The organism is Microbacterium ureisolvens, from assembly GCF_015278315.1.
Lineage (GTDB): Bacteria > Actinomycetota > Actinomycetes > Actinomycetales > Microbacteriaceae > Microbacterium > Microbacterium ureisolvens.
Map to the genome: position 1 here is coordinate 19,680 of NZ_JADIJE010000018.1, position 13,757 is coordinate 33,436.

The following is a 13,757-nucleotide window of genomic DNA, read 5'->3' on the forward strand; positions in this document are numbered from 1 at the left end:
CCCGCGGACGGTGTATCTTCCCGCCATGACGGTGAACCACGTGTACGCCCGGATGACGGGGCGTGACCCGCACGAGAAGCACCGGGCGGCCACACCTCTGGAGCTGCTGTTCGACCTCGTCTTCGTGGTCGGATTCAGCCAGATCGGCTCGCAGATGGCGCACTACCTGGAGCTCGGGCACACTTCGACGGCGCTGCTCGGGTGGTGGTTCGCGACGTTCGCGGTCGTGTGGGCCTGGATCAACTACTCGTGGCTGGCCTCGGCCTACGACACCGACGACGTCTTCTTCCGCCTGGCGACGATGGTGATCATGGTCGGCGTGCTCATCGTCGCGCTCGGAGTCCCGGATGTGTTCCACTCCATCGACGAGGGCGTGTACCTCGACAACAGCGTGATGGTCGCCGGGTACGTGATCATGCGCCTGGCCACGATCGCGCTCTGGCTGCGGGTCGCGAGGCAGGACCGGGCGCGTCGTCGCACCGCGCTGGCCTACGTGGTCAACATCTCCATCGCCCAGGTCGGCTGGATCGCCCTGATCTTCCTCAATCTGCCCATCGGCACGACGCTCGTGTTCACCACGGCGCTCACATTGTTCGAGATGGCGGGGCCCCTGTTCGCCGAGCTGCGCTTCGGCCGCACGCCGTGGCACGCCCACCACATCGCGGAGCGCTACGGGCTGCTCGTCCTCATCACCCTGGGCGAAGTGATCCTCGGAACCATCCTCGCGATCTCGGCGGTGGTCGAGGAGCAGGGTTGGACGCTCGAGGCCGCCCTCGTGGCGTTCGCCGGGGTCGCGCTCGCCTTCGGGATGTGGTGGATGTACTTCGCGATCCCGTGGGGCGCCGTCATCGAGCGGCATCGCATACGCGGATTCGGCTGGGGGTACTTGCAGATCCTGCTGTTCGGATCACTCGTCGCGGTGGGCGCCGGACTCCACGTGGCGGCGTACGTCATCGCGGGCGACGCGCATGTGGACGCCGTGTTCGCGACGCTCGCGATCGCGATCCCGGTGCTGGCGTTCGAGACGCTCCTGTTCCTTTTGTACGCGCTGCTCGTGATGCAGTTCGACCTGTTCCACCTGTGGCTGTACCTGGGCGTGATCGCCTTCCTCGTCGCGGCGGTGGCCGCCGTCGCCGCCGGTGCGACGCTGAGCATCGGCATCCTGCTCATCGCCTGCTCGCCGGTCGTCGTGGTCGTCGGCTACGAGACGGTGGGCTGGCGCCACGGTCAGGAGATGATCGCGCGCGCCACCCGCTGACGGGCGCCGGCCGGGGCGCCGCACGGGTTCCGTCTCCCCGGGATCGGTCAGCGTGCGACCGGCGCGGCGTCCACCGGATCCACTCCCGTCCACAGCTCGTCGAACGCGATGCTGTCGTAGAAGGCCACGCCGTCGACCACCTTGCCGTCGCGCATGCGCAGGAACCACGCATAGGTGTTCGCGTACTCCGTGCCGGCGATCGTGGTCCCCCTGCCGTCCCACACGACGATGACGGTGTCGCCGTCGGCATACAGCGCCCGCACCCGAACCGGACGGAAGGGATCCCGCGACGAGAATCGGCGCCCGAACGGCACGAGCACGTCGTCGATGAACGCGGCGGCATCGGGATACCGGCGCGACGCCGCCGAGCGGCCGACGATCTCCCACGTCATGTCGTCGGCGAACAGCGACGAGATGTACCCCTCACCTGCCGCCCACGCCGTGAAGGCCGCGTCGACGATGCTGCGGTGGTCCATTCGATGGCTCTCCTTCCGTGGCCGCGCGCGAGCCTCCGTAAAAGCGGGCCGGGCGCGCTCACGCCCAGTATGGTGCGAACCACGCACGGATCACATCGAAGATGGAGGTGCCCGATGGCCGCCCAGAGTCCGCGCACGGTGGTGCTCACCGGCGCCACGAGCGGCATCGGTCTCGAGACCGCACAGCATCTGGCCGCCCAGGTCGACCACCTGGTCGTACAGGGACCGGAGCCCGCCGATGCGGTGCGCGACCAGCGGACGGCGATCGCACAGTCGGGAGGTGCGGCGGTGACGTACGTCGCGGCCGACTTCAGCAGCCTCGCCGACGTCGCGCGCGCGGCGGCGGCGATCCGCGAGGCGACGGGCGGCGCCATCGATGCCCTGATCAACGATGCCGGGGTCCCCGGCGCGCAGCGCCGAGTCGTCACGGGCGACGGGCATGAGCGCACGCTGCAGATCAACTACCTCGCTCTCGTGCTGCTCTCCGAGCTGCTCCTGCCGTCGATCGCCCCGTCCGGGCGGATCGTCAACCTCGCCTCGGCGACCCATCAGTCCGCGTCGCTCGACCTCGGCGACATCGAGCTCGCCCGCGACTACTCCCCCGTGCGCGCATACGCCCGATCCAAACTCGCCATCGTCATGTACACCCTCTGGCGCGCCCGCGTGCACCCGGACGGTCCGACGTTCGTCAGTCTCCAGCCGGGCGTCATCAACACCGGCCTGCTCGACGCGATGTTCGGGCGCATCGGCACGAGCGTCGACGTCGGCGCGAGCAGCGTGCTGGCCGCGCTTTCCGCACCGGCGCGCGGCGGTGAGTACTTCGACGAAGGGCGCATCGCCCGCGCGAGCGCCGAAGCGCGTGACGTCGCACTCGGCGACGCCCTGATGGCATGGACGTTCACCGCGCTGTCGCCGCATCTGCGCTGACGGCGCCGGCGACGCCCGGCGCCGTGCGGCTCCCTGACAGCCGGCGACGGACGGCCATGGTCGGCGCGGGCCGTGTGGTAGGTTCGGCCCATGTCCGCGCAACTCTCCTGGTGGCTCACCGCATAGGCGGTGGGTCTCGCGCGACTCCGACCGCCCCCGGGGCGGTCTTCTTCTTCGTAAGGGATGCCTCCCCCACGACGAAAGAACCACAGCCATGACCGGGTCCGCCCACCCCACGCTCCGCGAGATCGCCGATCGCGGCATCCCGTTCGCCCTCATCGCGCGCGACGGCGCGACCGTCGAGCTGCTCACCGGCGACGTGGTCGACGTCGAGCTGCTGGCAGACATCCCACTGACCGACGAGTCGGGCGCGCCGCGCGAGGTGCTCGCGCTGGTGCCCTTCCGCCAGGTGCGAGAGCGCGGGTTCGAGTGCCACGACGACGGCGCTCCGCTGCGCTGCCTGATCGTTTCGGACCGGGTGTCGATCCCTCGTGACGAAGCGCTCGCACAGCTGCCGACCGCGCCCGTCGCGCTGGAGGACCCCGGCTTCGACATCGCCGACGAGGAGTACGCCGGCATCGTGCGCCGCGTCATCGCCGACGAGATCGGGCGCGGCGAGGGCGCCAACTTCGTGATCCGCCGCGATTTCACCGCGGGGGTCGGAACGGATGCCGCCACCGCCGCCCTGACGTGGTTCCGGGCTCTGCTCGCGCACGAGCGCGGCGCCTACTGGACGTTCGCGGTCGTCACTCCGGGCCACGTGGCGGTGGGCGCGAGCCCCGAGGCGCACGTGAGCGCGCGCGACGGCGTCGTGACCATGAACCCGATCTCGGGCACGTTCCGCCACCCGGCGGGCGGCGCGACCGCCGAGACGCTCACCGAGTTCCTCCGCTCGACGAAGGAGACCGAGGAGCTCTTCATGGTCGTCGACGAGGAGCTCAAGATGATGAGCGCCGTGTGCTCCGACGGCGGCCGGATCACGGGCCCCCACCTCAAGGAGATGTCCCGGCTCACGCACACCGAGTACGTGCTGCGCGGCCGCAGCCGGCTCGACCCGCGCGACATCCTCCGCGAGACCATGTTCGCGCCCACTGTCACCGGCTCGCCGATGCAGAACGCGTGCACGGTCATCACGCGCCACGAGACGACTCCGCGGGGCTACTACTCGGGCGTGGCCGCGCTCTTCACGCCGCGGCTGACGCTCGCCGCCGGCGAGCCCACGCATGACCTGGACGCCCCGATCCTCATCCGCACCGCCTATCTCCAGGACGGCCGCCTGCGTGTGCCGGTGGGCGCGACGCTCGTGCGGCACTCCGACCCCTACGGCGAGGTCGGAGAGACCCACGGCAAGGCCGCGGGCGTGCTCGGAGCGATCGGCGCGGTGCCTCGCGACGCGGCGGCCGAGGCCACACCGAAGGCCGCGCGGACGTCGCCGGGCGAAGTCATCGACGAGGATGCGCCCGCGCCCGCGCCGCGCCGTCTCGCCGACGATCCCGGCATCGCCGAGCTCCTGGCCTCTCGCAACGCGCGGCTGGCGGAGTTCTGGCTGAACCCGCAGGGCTCCGACGAGCCCGGGCCGTTCACCGGCCGCTCCGCGCTCGTCGTCGACGCCGAGGACCGCTTCACCACGATGCTCGCCCACCAGCTGCGCCACCTCGGCCTCCAGGTCGAGATCGTGCCGTGGAGCCAGGTGACCGACGCGCAGGTCGACGCCGCCGAGCTCCTCGTCTCGGGGCCCGGTCCGGGTGACCCCCGCGACACCTCGAGTCCCCGCATCCGCCGCGTGCGGGAGGTCGTCGCGCGCCGCCGCGACGCCGGTCGCCCCCTCCTCGCCGTGTGCCTCAGCCACCAGATCCTCGCGGACTCGTTCGGCATCGGCCTGGCGCCGCTGGAGGCCCCTCACCAGGGACTCCAGAAGTCTGTCGACGTCTTCGGCACGCCGGCGTCGATCGGGTTCTACAACACCTTCACCGCGCGAGTGGCACCGGGCACGACGAGCGCCGGCGACGCCGAGATCTCGGCCGACGCGTCGGGCGACGTGTATGCCCTGCGCGGACCCGGCTTCGCGTCGGTGCAGGGGCACCTCGAGTCGATCCTGTCGCGCGACGGCATGACGACGCTGCAGCGCCTGGTCGAGCAGGCACTCACGCCGGTCCCCGCCTGAATCGCGGAGCATCCAGCCGCGTCCGGGTTCGGGTCCGGGTTCGGGTCGCACCGCGAACGTTCGGGGCGCACGGTCCACGCCCCGAATGGCCGCCCCGCGCCCCGAAACGCGAGAAAAGGACGACGGATGCCGCAGCTCAGCGAGCTGCGCGCGCCGCGAGCAGGCGCCGCTCGGCGTCGTTCGCGGTGAGCTCGAGGGCGCGCAGGTCCGCGGCGAGCGCCTCGTCCTCCCGGCCGAGGTCGCGCAGCAGCGACGCCCGCACCGCGTGCCACAGGTGGGACCGCGCGAGCGGATCCTCGAGCGCGTCGACCTCGGAGAGCGCCACGGCCGGCCCTTCGATGCGCGCGAGCGCCACGGCCCGGTTGAGCCGCACAACGGGCGACCGGTCGTAGGCGAGCAGCATGTCGTAGAGGGTCAGCACCTGCAGCCAGTCCGTCGATGCTGCGTCGGCGGCATCCGCGTGGCACGCCGCGATGGCTGCGTGGAGCTGCCAGCGCCCGGGCCGCCGCAGGCGTGCCGCCTGCTCGAGCGATGCACGCGCACCCGCGAGAAGGGCGGGATCCCAGCGCGCGCGGTCCTGATCGGCGAGCAGCACGAGTTCGCCGTCGACGGACCGCGCCGATTCACGCGCGCGGTGGAATTGCAGGAGCGCGTGCAGCCCGTGGGCCTCGGCGGCGCGCGGCAGCGCGTCGGCGATCACGCGTGCGAGCCACAGCGCGTCGTCGGCGACATCGCGGTCGGCGTCGGCGTCGGCCCCCGCGACGAAGTGCGCTTCGCTGTACATCACCGAGACGATCGTCAGCACGAGATCCAGCCGCGCGGCGGCGTCAGGCCCCTCCGGCACCCGGAGCGGGATGCCGCTCTCGGCGATCTTCCGCTTCGCCCGCGAGATGCGCTGTCCCGTCGCCGGGTCTGTCGAGAAGGTCGCGCGGGCGATCTGCGCGGTGGTCAGACCGCACACCGCACGGAGCGTCAGGGCCAGCTGTGCTTCCGGAGCGAGCGCGGGATGGCAGCAGCCGAACAGCAGCGGCAGTCGCTCGTCCGCGGGGCCGCCTTCGGTCGCGGGCGCCGGGGCGAGCAGCGCCACCTTGTCGCGCAGCACGCGCTCGCGCCGCACACGGTCCAACGCGTTGTGCCGAGACGCCTGCATCAGCCACGCACCGGGCCCCGGCGGTATCCCCCGCGCCCGCCATTCGCGCAGCGCCTCCTCCACGGCCTGCGCGACGGCTTCCTCGGCGACGTCGAAGCTGCCGAACGACACCGTGAGCGCGGCTGTGATCCGCGCAGACTCCTCGCGGACGACCGCGGCGAGGAGACGATCGGATGCCGCGACCGCCGCGCCGCCCGGCGGTTCGGGGTCGCTCGGGGTCGCGGCATCCGTTGCGGACATCACTCGAACTGGCTGTAGTCGACCACCATCGGGCGGATCTCGACGGCGACCCCCGGCAGCTCGAGCGAGGGCCAGGTCTTCACCAGCTCGATCGCGGCGTCGAGGTCGGGCACGTCGATCACGCTGAACCCGCCGACGACCTCCTTCGCCTCCGAGAAAGGCCCGTCGACGACGACCGGTCCTGCGCCGTCGCCCGAGCGGACCGTCGTCGCGGTCGTGACGGGGTGCAGCTCCGCACCCGAGTCGTCGATCTTGTCGGCGTTCGCGCCGAACCACTCGTAGATGCGCCCGTAGACCTCCTGGGCGCGCTCCTCCGGCACCGCCGCGTCGAGCTCGGGGGTCGAGGTGAACATGATGACGTACTTCACGGTCGTCGTCCTTTCGTCAGTGGAACCGTTGCACCCCTACAGCGAACGGACAAGACGGTTTTCGACACCCGTGCGAAGAATCTCCGCGAACACCCCTGTGGTCAGATCAGCGAGACCGGGTTGAAGAGATCGGCGAGGATCAGGATGCCGCCCATCACGAGGAGCGCGACGAAGACCGCGAACGTGAGCGGCACGAGCTTCGTGGCGTCGACGGGCTTCGGCGGCGGACGACGGAACACCTTCGCCCACACGCGCTTGATGCCCTCCCACAGTGCGACCGCGATGTGGCCGCCGTCGAGGGGCAGCAGCGGGATCATGTTGAAGACGAACAACGCGATGTTCAGCGACGCCAGCAGCGACAGGAAGCCGGCGACACGGTTGAGGATCGGCGAGTCCGCCGCCGCGACCTCGCCCGACAGGCGGCTGGCGCCGACGATGCTGAGGGGGCCGTTCGGGTCGCGCTCCTGCCCGGTGACGAGGTCGACACCGGTCTGCCACACCTTGACGGGAAGCTGCCAGATGATCCCGACGACCGCCTGGACGTTCTGCCCGGTCATCTGGGCGCCCGCCCAGATCGGCTGCTGCACGTACTCGACCGTCGGGCCGATGCCCACGAACCCGACCTCCTCGGTCGTGGTCGTTCCATCGGCGGCCGTCACCTCCGCCTCGATCGTCGCGGGTGTGATCTGCAGTGTCTGCTCCGCGCCGTCGCGCTCGATGACGACGGTCAGCTGCCGGCCGGGCGACGATCGGATGATGGCCGTCGCCTCATCGAAGTCCGCGACCGGCTGGCCGTCGATCGAGACGATGACGTCACCGGGCTGGATGCCGGCGGCCTCGGCCGGCGCGGTAGCCGAGGAGTCGGTGCACTCGCTCGAGGTGCTCGACGGAACGCATTCCGACAGCCGCGCGACCTCGGTCGTGGCTGTCTGCACGCCGATGCCGCTCAGCAGGATCGTGAACAGCACCACTGCGAACAGCAGGTTCATCACCGGCCCGCCGAGCATGACCACGATGCGCTGCCAGATCGGCAGGCGGTAGAACACGTGCGTGTCGTCCGCACCGTGGACCGTCTCGTCGTTCGCGTCGCGCGCATCCTGCACCATCGTCGCGAAGAAGCCGCCCCCGGCCCGCCCCGCTCGACCGTCCGATTGCTGCGATTCGACGCGCTCACCGGCCCGTCTGCGGGCGGGCGACGGCGGATACATGCCGGCCATCGAGATGTAGCCGCCGAGGGGAATCGCCTTCACGCCGTACTCGGTGCCGCGCCAGCGCTTGGACCACAGCGTCGGGCCGAATCCGACCATGTACTGGCCCACGCGCACGCCGAACTTCTTCGCGGGCCACAGGTGACCGAGTTCGTGCAGCGCGATCGACACGGCGAGGCCCACGACCATGAGGGCGACACCGATGACGAACGCGAGGATCTCCACACGCTCACGGTACCCGCGTGAGGCTTTGAGTTGGGTGTGACGCCCGTCACGGCAGGGGTGCCGGCCTCCCGTAGGCTCGATGCGAGGAGGACCTGTGACCCCACGCCACGTGCGCGCCCTGCGCGGCACCGCTGCAGCATGGGTCGCGACGATCGTCGCCGCCACGGCGCACACCCTCGCCGGTGGCGGAGCCCCGCCTCCCGCTCTCGTCGCCACGGTCGGCATCCTGGCCTCTCCGTTCGCGGTCGCCCTCATCGGCCGCCGGCTGACCGGCTGGCGCATCGGAGTCACGGTGCTGGCGAGCCAGGCTTTCTTCCACGGTGCCTTCGCGCTCACCGCCGGCGCCGATCCGGCCGCCTTGCACGGCCACCACGTCACGCACCTCGGCGGCGACCTCAGCGCCGTCGTGCTGCCCGATGCGCCGATGCTCCTCGCCCACGTGCTCGCCGCCGCCCTGACCGTCTTCGCCCTGCACGGCGGAGAGCGGATGCTGCGTGCCCTGGGTCGCGGCATCCGCTCGCTCTTCTCGCGCGCCCGCGTGGCACGTCTGCCGTCGCTCCCCCGCCCCGTCGCGGTGGGGGCCGCCCCTCGGCACGTCGCCGCGCGCATCGTCCTGTCGGACCTGTCGCGCCGCGGACCTCCCGTCCTCGTCTGAGCGGCGCTCTCGCGCTGCGCCCGTCGCCGGCCCGCGCCCGTCGCGCGCGCCGGAACCCTCTTGCGTGGCCGCGACCGCGGCGCGCTCCCGTCGGCGTCCGTCGACGGCTCAGACGAAAGACGAAAGCACAGACATGACCACTACCTCTCCCACTCGTGCCCGCCGCACCGTCATCGGCGTCACCGCCGGACTCGCGCTGGCGATCGGCGCGCCGCTGGCCGCTTCGGCGCACGTGCACGTCGACCCGGGCACAGCCTCGGCCGGCAGCACCTCGACGCTCACCTTCTCGTTCTCGCACGGCTGCGACGGCTCGCCCACCACGGCTCTGGCCGTCGACATCCCCGACGGGGTCGGCAACGTCACGCCGGTCGCCCAGGCCGGCTGGACCATCACGCGAGACCTCGGCACCGACGGCGTACCGACGCGCGTCGTCTACACGGCCGACCAGCCGGTCGAGAACGGGCTGAAGGCGACCGTGTCCATGGACGCGCTGTTCGCGGAGGATGCCGTCGACACGACGATCGCCTTCCCGGTGACGCAGTCCTGCGTCGCCGGAGAGACGGCCTGGACGCAGATCGCCGAGGACGGCGAGGACCCGCACGACCTCGACGCTCCGGCTCCCGTGGTCGAGGTCGGCCCCGTGGCCGACGACGCCGAGGACGGGCACGGGTCGTCCGATGCCGCAGCCGCTGACGGGGGCTCGCACGACGACGCCGACGCGGCTGACGCGGCGGGCGCTCAGGATGCGGCATCCGTCCCCTCCGCCGATCCGGTCGCTCGCTGGCTCGCCGCGGGCGGACTCGCGGCGGGCATCGCTGCGCTCGCAGTGGCGCTGGTGCGCGGCCGCCGCAAGGCCTGACCCCGACCGCGGGCCGGCCGTCCGGTCGTCGAGCGAGCCTGCGCGAGGAACGTCCCGGAGATTCCGCGACGTCCGCGCGCGCTCGACGACCGGCGCGCCGGGGGCCTGCGGGCGCCGTGCGAAGATGGATGCGCCATGCCGACCGACGCGCCCTCCAACCTGCCCCCGGTACTCCGCCCCGACGCGCCGCCGACCCACGACCTCGCCGAGCTCGCGACCCGTTTCGCCGTCGACGTTCGCGGCGAGGTGGAGGGCGTCAGCCTCACCGGACTGACTCTCGCGACCGCCGATCTGCGCCCCGGAGACGTCTTCGTCGCGGTGCAGGGCGTCAACCGCCACGGTGCCGAGTTCGCCGCGGCGGCCGCCGAGAAGGGCGCCGTCGCGGTGGTGACGGATGCCGCCGGAGCCGACGCCGCAGCCGCCGGCGGGCTCCCGGTGATCCTCGTCGAGAACCCGCGCGCGCTGCTCGGGGAACTGTCTGCGTGGGTGTACAGCACCGGCCGCGACGACGACCTGCCGACCCTGTTCGGCACGACCGGCACCAACGGCAAGACGAGCGTGTCGCACCTGCTCGAGGGCATCCTCTCCCAGCTCGGCGTGACGACCGGACTGTCGTCGACCGCCGAACGCCACATCGCCGGTCAGGTCGTCGTGTCGCGGCTGACCACCCCCGAGGCGTACGAGATGCACGCACTCCTCGCGCTCATGCGCGAGCAGGGCGTCGAAGCCGTCGCCGTCGAGGTCAGCGCCCAGGCCTTGAGCCGCCGTCGCGTCGACGGCATCGTGTTCGACGTCGCCGGGTTCACCAATCTCACCCACGACCACCTCGACGACTACGCCGACATGCGGGAGTACTTCGAGGCCAAGCTGCCGCTGTTCCGCCCCGACCGATCGCGTCGCGCCGTGGTGTGCGTCGATTCAGCGCCCGGCGCCGAGGTCGTCGCGCGCAGCGAAGTGCCGACCGTCACGGTGGGCACGCCGGTGCTCGCGTCGGATCCGGATGCCGCGGCCGCCGCGGACTGGGTCGTCGAGATCCTCGACGAGCGACAGGTCGGCACCGAGTTCCGCCTCACCGCGCGCGACGGGCGCAGCCTGACGACGCTCGTCCCGGTGATCGGCCGGCACATGGCCGCCAACGCAGGACTCGCGATCGTGATGATCCTCGAGGGCGGCTACGCGTGGGAGCGGCTCGTGGCGGCCCTGGACGGCGGCCGCATCGAGGCCTACCTCCCTGGCCGCACCGAACTGGTCTCCGGCGAGACCGGCCCGGCGGTCTACGTCGACTTCGGCCACTCCCCCGACGCGTTCGAGAAGACGCTCGCCGCCGTGCGCCGCGTGACGCCCGGCAAGGTCGTGATGCTGTTCGGCGCGGACGGCGACCGCGATGCGACCAAGCGGCACGACATGGGCCGCACCGGCGTCGAGGGCAGCGACATCCTCGTCATCACCGACCATCACCCGCGTCACGAGGACCCTGACTCCATCCGAGCCACGCTCATCGAGGGCGCGCGCCGCGCGCAGCCCGAGGCCGAGATCCACGAGTACTCGCCGCCCGAGCGCGCCATCATCGAGGCGGTCGCTCTCGTCGGCGACGGCGACGCGATCCTCTGGGCGGGGCCCGGGCACCAGGACTACCGCGACATCCGCGGCGTCCGCACGCCGTACTCGGCGCGCGAGCTCGCCCGGCGCGCCCTCCGCGAGGCCGGCTGGTCCGTGCCCGAGCCGCACTGGCCGGTGCCGTACCCGGAGGACCGGACCCCGGCATCCGACCCCCTGCGCCCGGTCCATCCCGAGGCCTGAGCCGCGCCACTCCCCGCCGGTCGAGCCCCGTCGGGCGCCCGGTCGGATCGGTCCTCGAATGAGGACGGTTGCCGGAATGAGGAGGCGATCGGCAGTCGCGGTCCGCATCTCGGCCCTGGTCCTCAATTGAGGACCAGCGAGCCCGCAGGGTGACGAACGAGCGTCGACGGATCAGGATGCCGCGGCGATGACCTTGTCGGCGGTGCGGCGCGCCCAGTCCTCGGCATCCGCGAGCGCGGCCCGGGTGAGGGCGTCCGGAGCATCGTGCGCGTCGACCACGCGATCGATGACGTCGATGATGCCGAGGAAGCTGAGCCGACCCTCGTGGAAGGCGTCCACCGCCTGCTCGTTCGCGGCGTTGAAGACCGCGGGGTAGGTGCCGCCGGCGCGGCCCACCTGCTTGGCCAGGCGCACGGCGGGGAAGGCCGCGTCGTCGAGCGGTTCGAAGGTCCACGAGGTCGCCGTGGTCCAGTCGAGCGGGCGCCCCACACCGGCCACACGGCTCGGCCAGTCGAGGCCGAGGGAGATGGGCAGGCGCATGTCGGGCGGCGAGGCCTGCGCGATGGTCGAACCGTCGACGAATTCGACCATCGAGTGCACGATCGACTGCGGGTGGACGACGACGTCGATCTCGGAGTACGGCACCCCGAAGAGCAGGTGCGCCTCGATGACCTCCAGTCCCTTGTTCACGAGGGTGGCGGAGTTCGTGGTGACGACGCGGCCCATGTCCCACGTGGGATGCGCGAGGGCTTCCGCGGGGGTGACGCTCTCCAGCGACGCGCGGGTGCGGCCCCGGAACGGTCCGCCGGAGGCTGTCAGAACGAGACGTCGCACCTCGGCGCGCTCCCCCGCCCGCAGCGCCTGCGCGATCGCGGAGTGCTCGGAGTCGACCGGGACGATCTGGCCCGGGCGAGTCAGCGCGGTCACGAGATCGCCCCCGACGATCAGCGACTCCTTGTTGGCGAGCGCCAGAGTGCGGCCGGTCTCGAGGGCCGCCAGCGTCGGCCCCAGGCCGACCGAGCCGGTGATGCCGTTGAGCACGACATCCGCCTCGACGTCGCGGACCAGCTGCTCGGCCTCGACGGCTCCGAGTGCGGTGTGCTCGACGCCGAACTCGGTCGCCTGCGCGGCGAGAGTCTCACGGTCGGAGCCGGCGGCGAGGCCGACGACCTCGAACCGCCGCGGGTTGGCGCGGACGACGTCGAGTGCCTGCGTGCCGATGGAGCCGGTCGAGCCGAGGATGAGGACGCGGCGCATCCGGCCAGCCTATCGCCGGGCCGGATGCGGCCGCGTGCTACTGCTGGGCGGCTGCTCGCTGCGTGCCGAGCACGTCGACGACGAAGACGAGGGTCTCTCCGGTGAGGTCGGTCTCGTTGATCTCACCCTCGCCGTAGCCGAAGGCCGGCGGGATCACGACGAGCACCTGCGACCCGACCTTCTGGCCCTCGAGCGCCTGCTGGAAGCCCTCCACGACGGCGGTGGTCTGGAACGAGGACGGCTCGCCGCGGCTCCAGCTCGAGTCGAACTCCGAGCCGTCCGACCACTTCACGCCGAGGTACTGAAGGAAGACGGTGTCGCCGGACTCGACGGTCGTGCCCTCGCCGAGCTTGAGCTCGGCGATCTGCACCTCGGCCGGCGGGTCCGCGTCGGGGATCGTCACTGTCGGCTGACCGTTGTCGGCGAGCTCTACCTCCGGCATCCCGTCGACCGGGTCCTGCTCGGCGCCCGTGGCGACCGTCGGCAGCTGCTCGATCGACTGCGCGACGACGACCGCGTTGGTCGCGCCCTCGCCCAGAAGCGACCCCGGGATCGTGAAGCTCGTCGAGGAGCCCAGCGGCGTGCAGAGCACCGCACTGCCGAAGATGCCGCCGCCGTTGACGATGATGGGGACCAGCCCGCTGTCGTCGGGCGACGTCGAAGCAGAGTCGAGCATGGTCTCGCCCGTGCTCGGATCGATCACCAGGTACTGGCCCGTGACGAGCTGCCCGATGGCGAGATCGTCGCCGTCGCCCTCGGTGGCGATCGTGCGCTGAAGGTCGGCGAACTCGAGATCGGCCGGGACCTCGGCGGTCAGCTCGGGCGCATCGCCCGAGACGACGATCGCGTCGGAGTCGGCGCCCGGCTTCGGGTCGAGCCCGCAGTCCGATCCCGCGGCCGAGGATGACGGCGTGGGGTCGGCGTCCGGCTGGGCCGACCCGGAGCACCCTGCGAGCAGGAGGGCCGACAGCGCGGCGACGGACAGGGCGGCGAGCGGGCGAATGCGCACGGGGAGAACCTCTGATCAGGTGAAGGGACACCCCATCATTTCGCATCTTTGCTCCGTTCACGCTGGGAAAGGGGCCATGCCGAGAGCGGAATGCGAACGGGAGTACCCTCTACGGGTGACTTCCGACCTCGTTCCCGGCGCCGACGACACCGCGGACGAGA

The 13,757-nt window shown here is 71.7% G+C and carries 12 protein-coding genes; 6 read left to right on the forward strand and 6 right to left on the reverse strand.

The window, feature by feature from the left end:
* The first annotated feature begins 25 nt into the window (after window positions 1-25).
* Window positions 26-1,258 carry a low temperature requirement protein A gene (locus IM767_RS19370; protein ID WP_109212022.1) on the forward strand — a complete coding sequence of 411 codons (1,233 nt, stop codon included), beginning with the start codon at window positions 26-28 and terminating at the stop codon, window positions 1,256-1,258.
* Between the two features lie 47 nt (window positions 1,259-1,305).
* Here IM767_RS19370 and IM767_RS19375 read toward each other — a convergent pair whose 3' ends face one another.
* A complete protein-coding gene (locus IM767_RS19375; RefSeq protein ID WP_109212021.1) occupies window positions 1,306-1,734 on the reverse strand; it encodes a nuclear transport factor 2 family protein in 429 nt (142 codons plus the stop codon).
* Window positions 1,735-1,848: 114 nt separating this feature from the next.
* Between IM767_RS19375 and IM767_RS19380 the strand changes: the two genes are divergently transcribed.
* Together IM767_RS19380 and IM767_RS19385 are read left to right on the forward strand one after the other, a co-directional pair.
* Complete coding sequence (locus IM767_RS19380; RefSeq protein WP_109212020.1) at window positions 1,849-2,661, forward strand: SDR family NAD(P)-dependent oxidoreductase; 813 nt, start codon at window positions 1,849-1,851, stop codon at window positions 2,659-2,661.
* Window positions 2,662-2,875: 214 nt separating this feature from the next.
* Complete coding sequence (locus tag IM767_RS19385; protein WP_109212019.1) at window positions 2,876-4,825, forward strand: anthranilate synthase family protein; 1,950 nt, start codon at window positions 2,876-2,878, stop codon at window positions 4,823-4,825.
* 136 nt (window positions 4,826-4,961) lie between these two features.
* Here the strand turns inward: IM767_RS19385 and IM767_RS19390 are convergent, their stop codons facing one another.
* The 3 genes from IM767_RS19390 to IM767_RS19400 form a co-directional block, all read right to left on the reverse strand.
* Window positions 4,962-6,215 (reverse strand): RNA polymerase sigma factor, encoded by a 1,254-nt coding sequence (locus tag IM767_RS19390; protein WP_109212018.1) that lies wholly within the window; start codon window positions 6,213-6,215, stop codon window positions 4,962-4,964.
* Window positions 6,215-6,583 carry a YciI family protein gene (locus IM767_RS19395; RefSeq protein ID WP_109212017.1) on the reverse strand — a complete coding sequence of 123 codons (369 nt, stop codon included), beginning with the start codon at window positions 6,581-6,583 and terminating at the stop codon, window positions 6,215-6,217. The genes IM767_RS19390 and IM767_RS19395 overlap by 1 nt, the downstream gene beginning before the upstream one ends.
* A 101-nt stretch (window positions 6,584-6,684) precedes the next feature.
* On the reverse strand, window positions 6,685-8,016 hold the full coding sequence (locus IM767_RS19400; RefSeq protein ID WP_109212016.1) for a M50 family metallopeptidase: 1,332 nt from the start codon (window positions 8,014-8,016) through the stop codon (window positions 6,685-6,687).
* A 94-nt stretch (window positions 8,017-8,110) separates the two neighbouring features.
* Between IM767_RS19400 and IM767_RS19405 the strand changes: the two genes are divergently transcribed.
* The 3 genes from IM767_RS19405 to IM767_RS19415 all read left to right on the forward strand — a co-directional run bounded on the left by IM767_RS19405 (window position 8,111) and on the right by IM767_RS19415 (window position 11,330).
* The gene (locus IM767_RS19405; protein ID WP_239453481.1) at window positions 8,111-8,671 is read left to right on the forward strand and encodes a hypothetical protein; all 561 of its coding nucleotides are present in this window, start codon (window positions 8,111-8,113) and stop codon (window positions 8,669-8,671) included.
* A gap of 133 nt (window positions 8,672-8,804) precedes the next feature.
* Window positions 8,805-9,530, forward strand: a complete 726-nt coding sequence (locus IM767_RS19410) for a YcnI family copper-binding membrane protein (protein ID WP_109212014.1) — start codon at window positions 8,805-8,807, stop codon at window positions 9,528-9,530.
* 135 nt (window positions 9,531-9,665) lie between these two features.
* Window positions 9,666-11,330: a Mur ligase family protein gene (locus IM767_RS19415; protein WP_109212013.1), complete on the forward strand. Its 1,665-nt coding sequence runs from the start codon at window positions 9,666-9,668 to the stop codon at window positions 11,328-11,330.
* A 171-nt stretch (window positions 11,331-11,501) separates the two neighbouring features.
* On the opposite strand, the gene dxr is transcribed toward IM767_RS19415, so the two are convergent.
* Window positions 11,502-12,587 (reverse strand): 1-deoxy-D-xylulose-5-phosphate reductoisomerase, encoded by a 1,086-nt coding sequence (dxr, locus tag IM767_RS19420; RefSeq protein WP_109212012.1) that lies wholly within the window; start codon window positions 12,585-12,587, stop codon window positions 11,502-11,504.
* Window positions 12,588-12,624: 37 nt separating this feature from the next.
* The gene (locus tag IM767_RS19425; protein ID WP_109212011.1) at window positions 12,625-13,596 is read right to left on the reverse strand and encodes an FKBP-type peptidyl-prolyl cis-trans isomerase; all 972 of its coding nucleotides are present in this window, start codon (window positions 13,594-13,596) and stop codon (window positions 12,625-12,627) included.
* Window positions 13,597-13,757 lie beyond the last annotated feature (161 nt).

What these genes read in the sequence shown, in the direction of transcription:
- IM767_RS19385 (WP_109212019.1), top strand. Translation starts at nt 2,876, where the DNA reads ATGACCGGGTCCGCCCACCCCACGCTCCGCGAGATCGCCGATCGCGGC.
- IM767_RS19415 (WP_109212013.1), top strand. Translation starts at nt 9,666, where the DNA reads ATGCCGACCGACGCGCCCTCCAACCTGCCCCCGGTACTCCGCCCCGAC.
- IM767_RS19410 (WP_109212014.1), top strand. Translation starts at nt 8,805, where the DNA reads ATGACCACTACCTCTCCCACTCGTGCCCGCCGCACCGTCATCGGCGTC.
- IM767_RS19370 (WP_109212022.1), top strand. Translation starts at nt 26, where the DNA reads ATGACGGTGAACCACGTGTACGCCCGGATGACGGGGCGTGACCCGCAC.
- IM767_RS19390 (WP_109212018.1), bottom strand. Translation starts at nt 6,215, where the DNA reads ATGTCCGCAACGGATGCCGCGACCCCGAGCGACCCCGAACCGCCGGGC.
- IM767_RS19380 (WP_109212020.1), top strand. Translation starts at nt 1,849, where the DNA reads ATGGCCGCCCAGAGTCCGCGCACGGTGGTGCTCACCGGCGCCACGAGC.
- IM767_RS19375 (WP_109212021.1), bottom strand. Translation starts at nt 1,734, where the DNA reads ATGGACCACCGCAGCATCGTCGACGCGGCCTTCACGGCGTGGGCGGCA.
- dxr (WP_109212012.1), bottom strand. Translation starts at nt 12,587, where the DNA reads ATGCGCCGCGTCCTCATCCTCGGCTCGACCGGCTCCATCGGCACGCAG.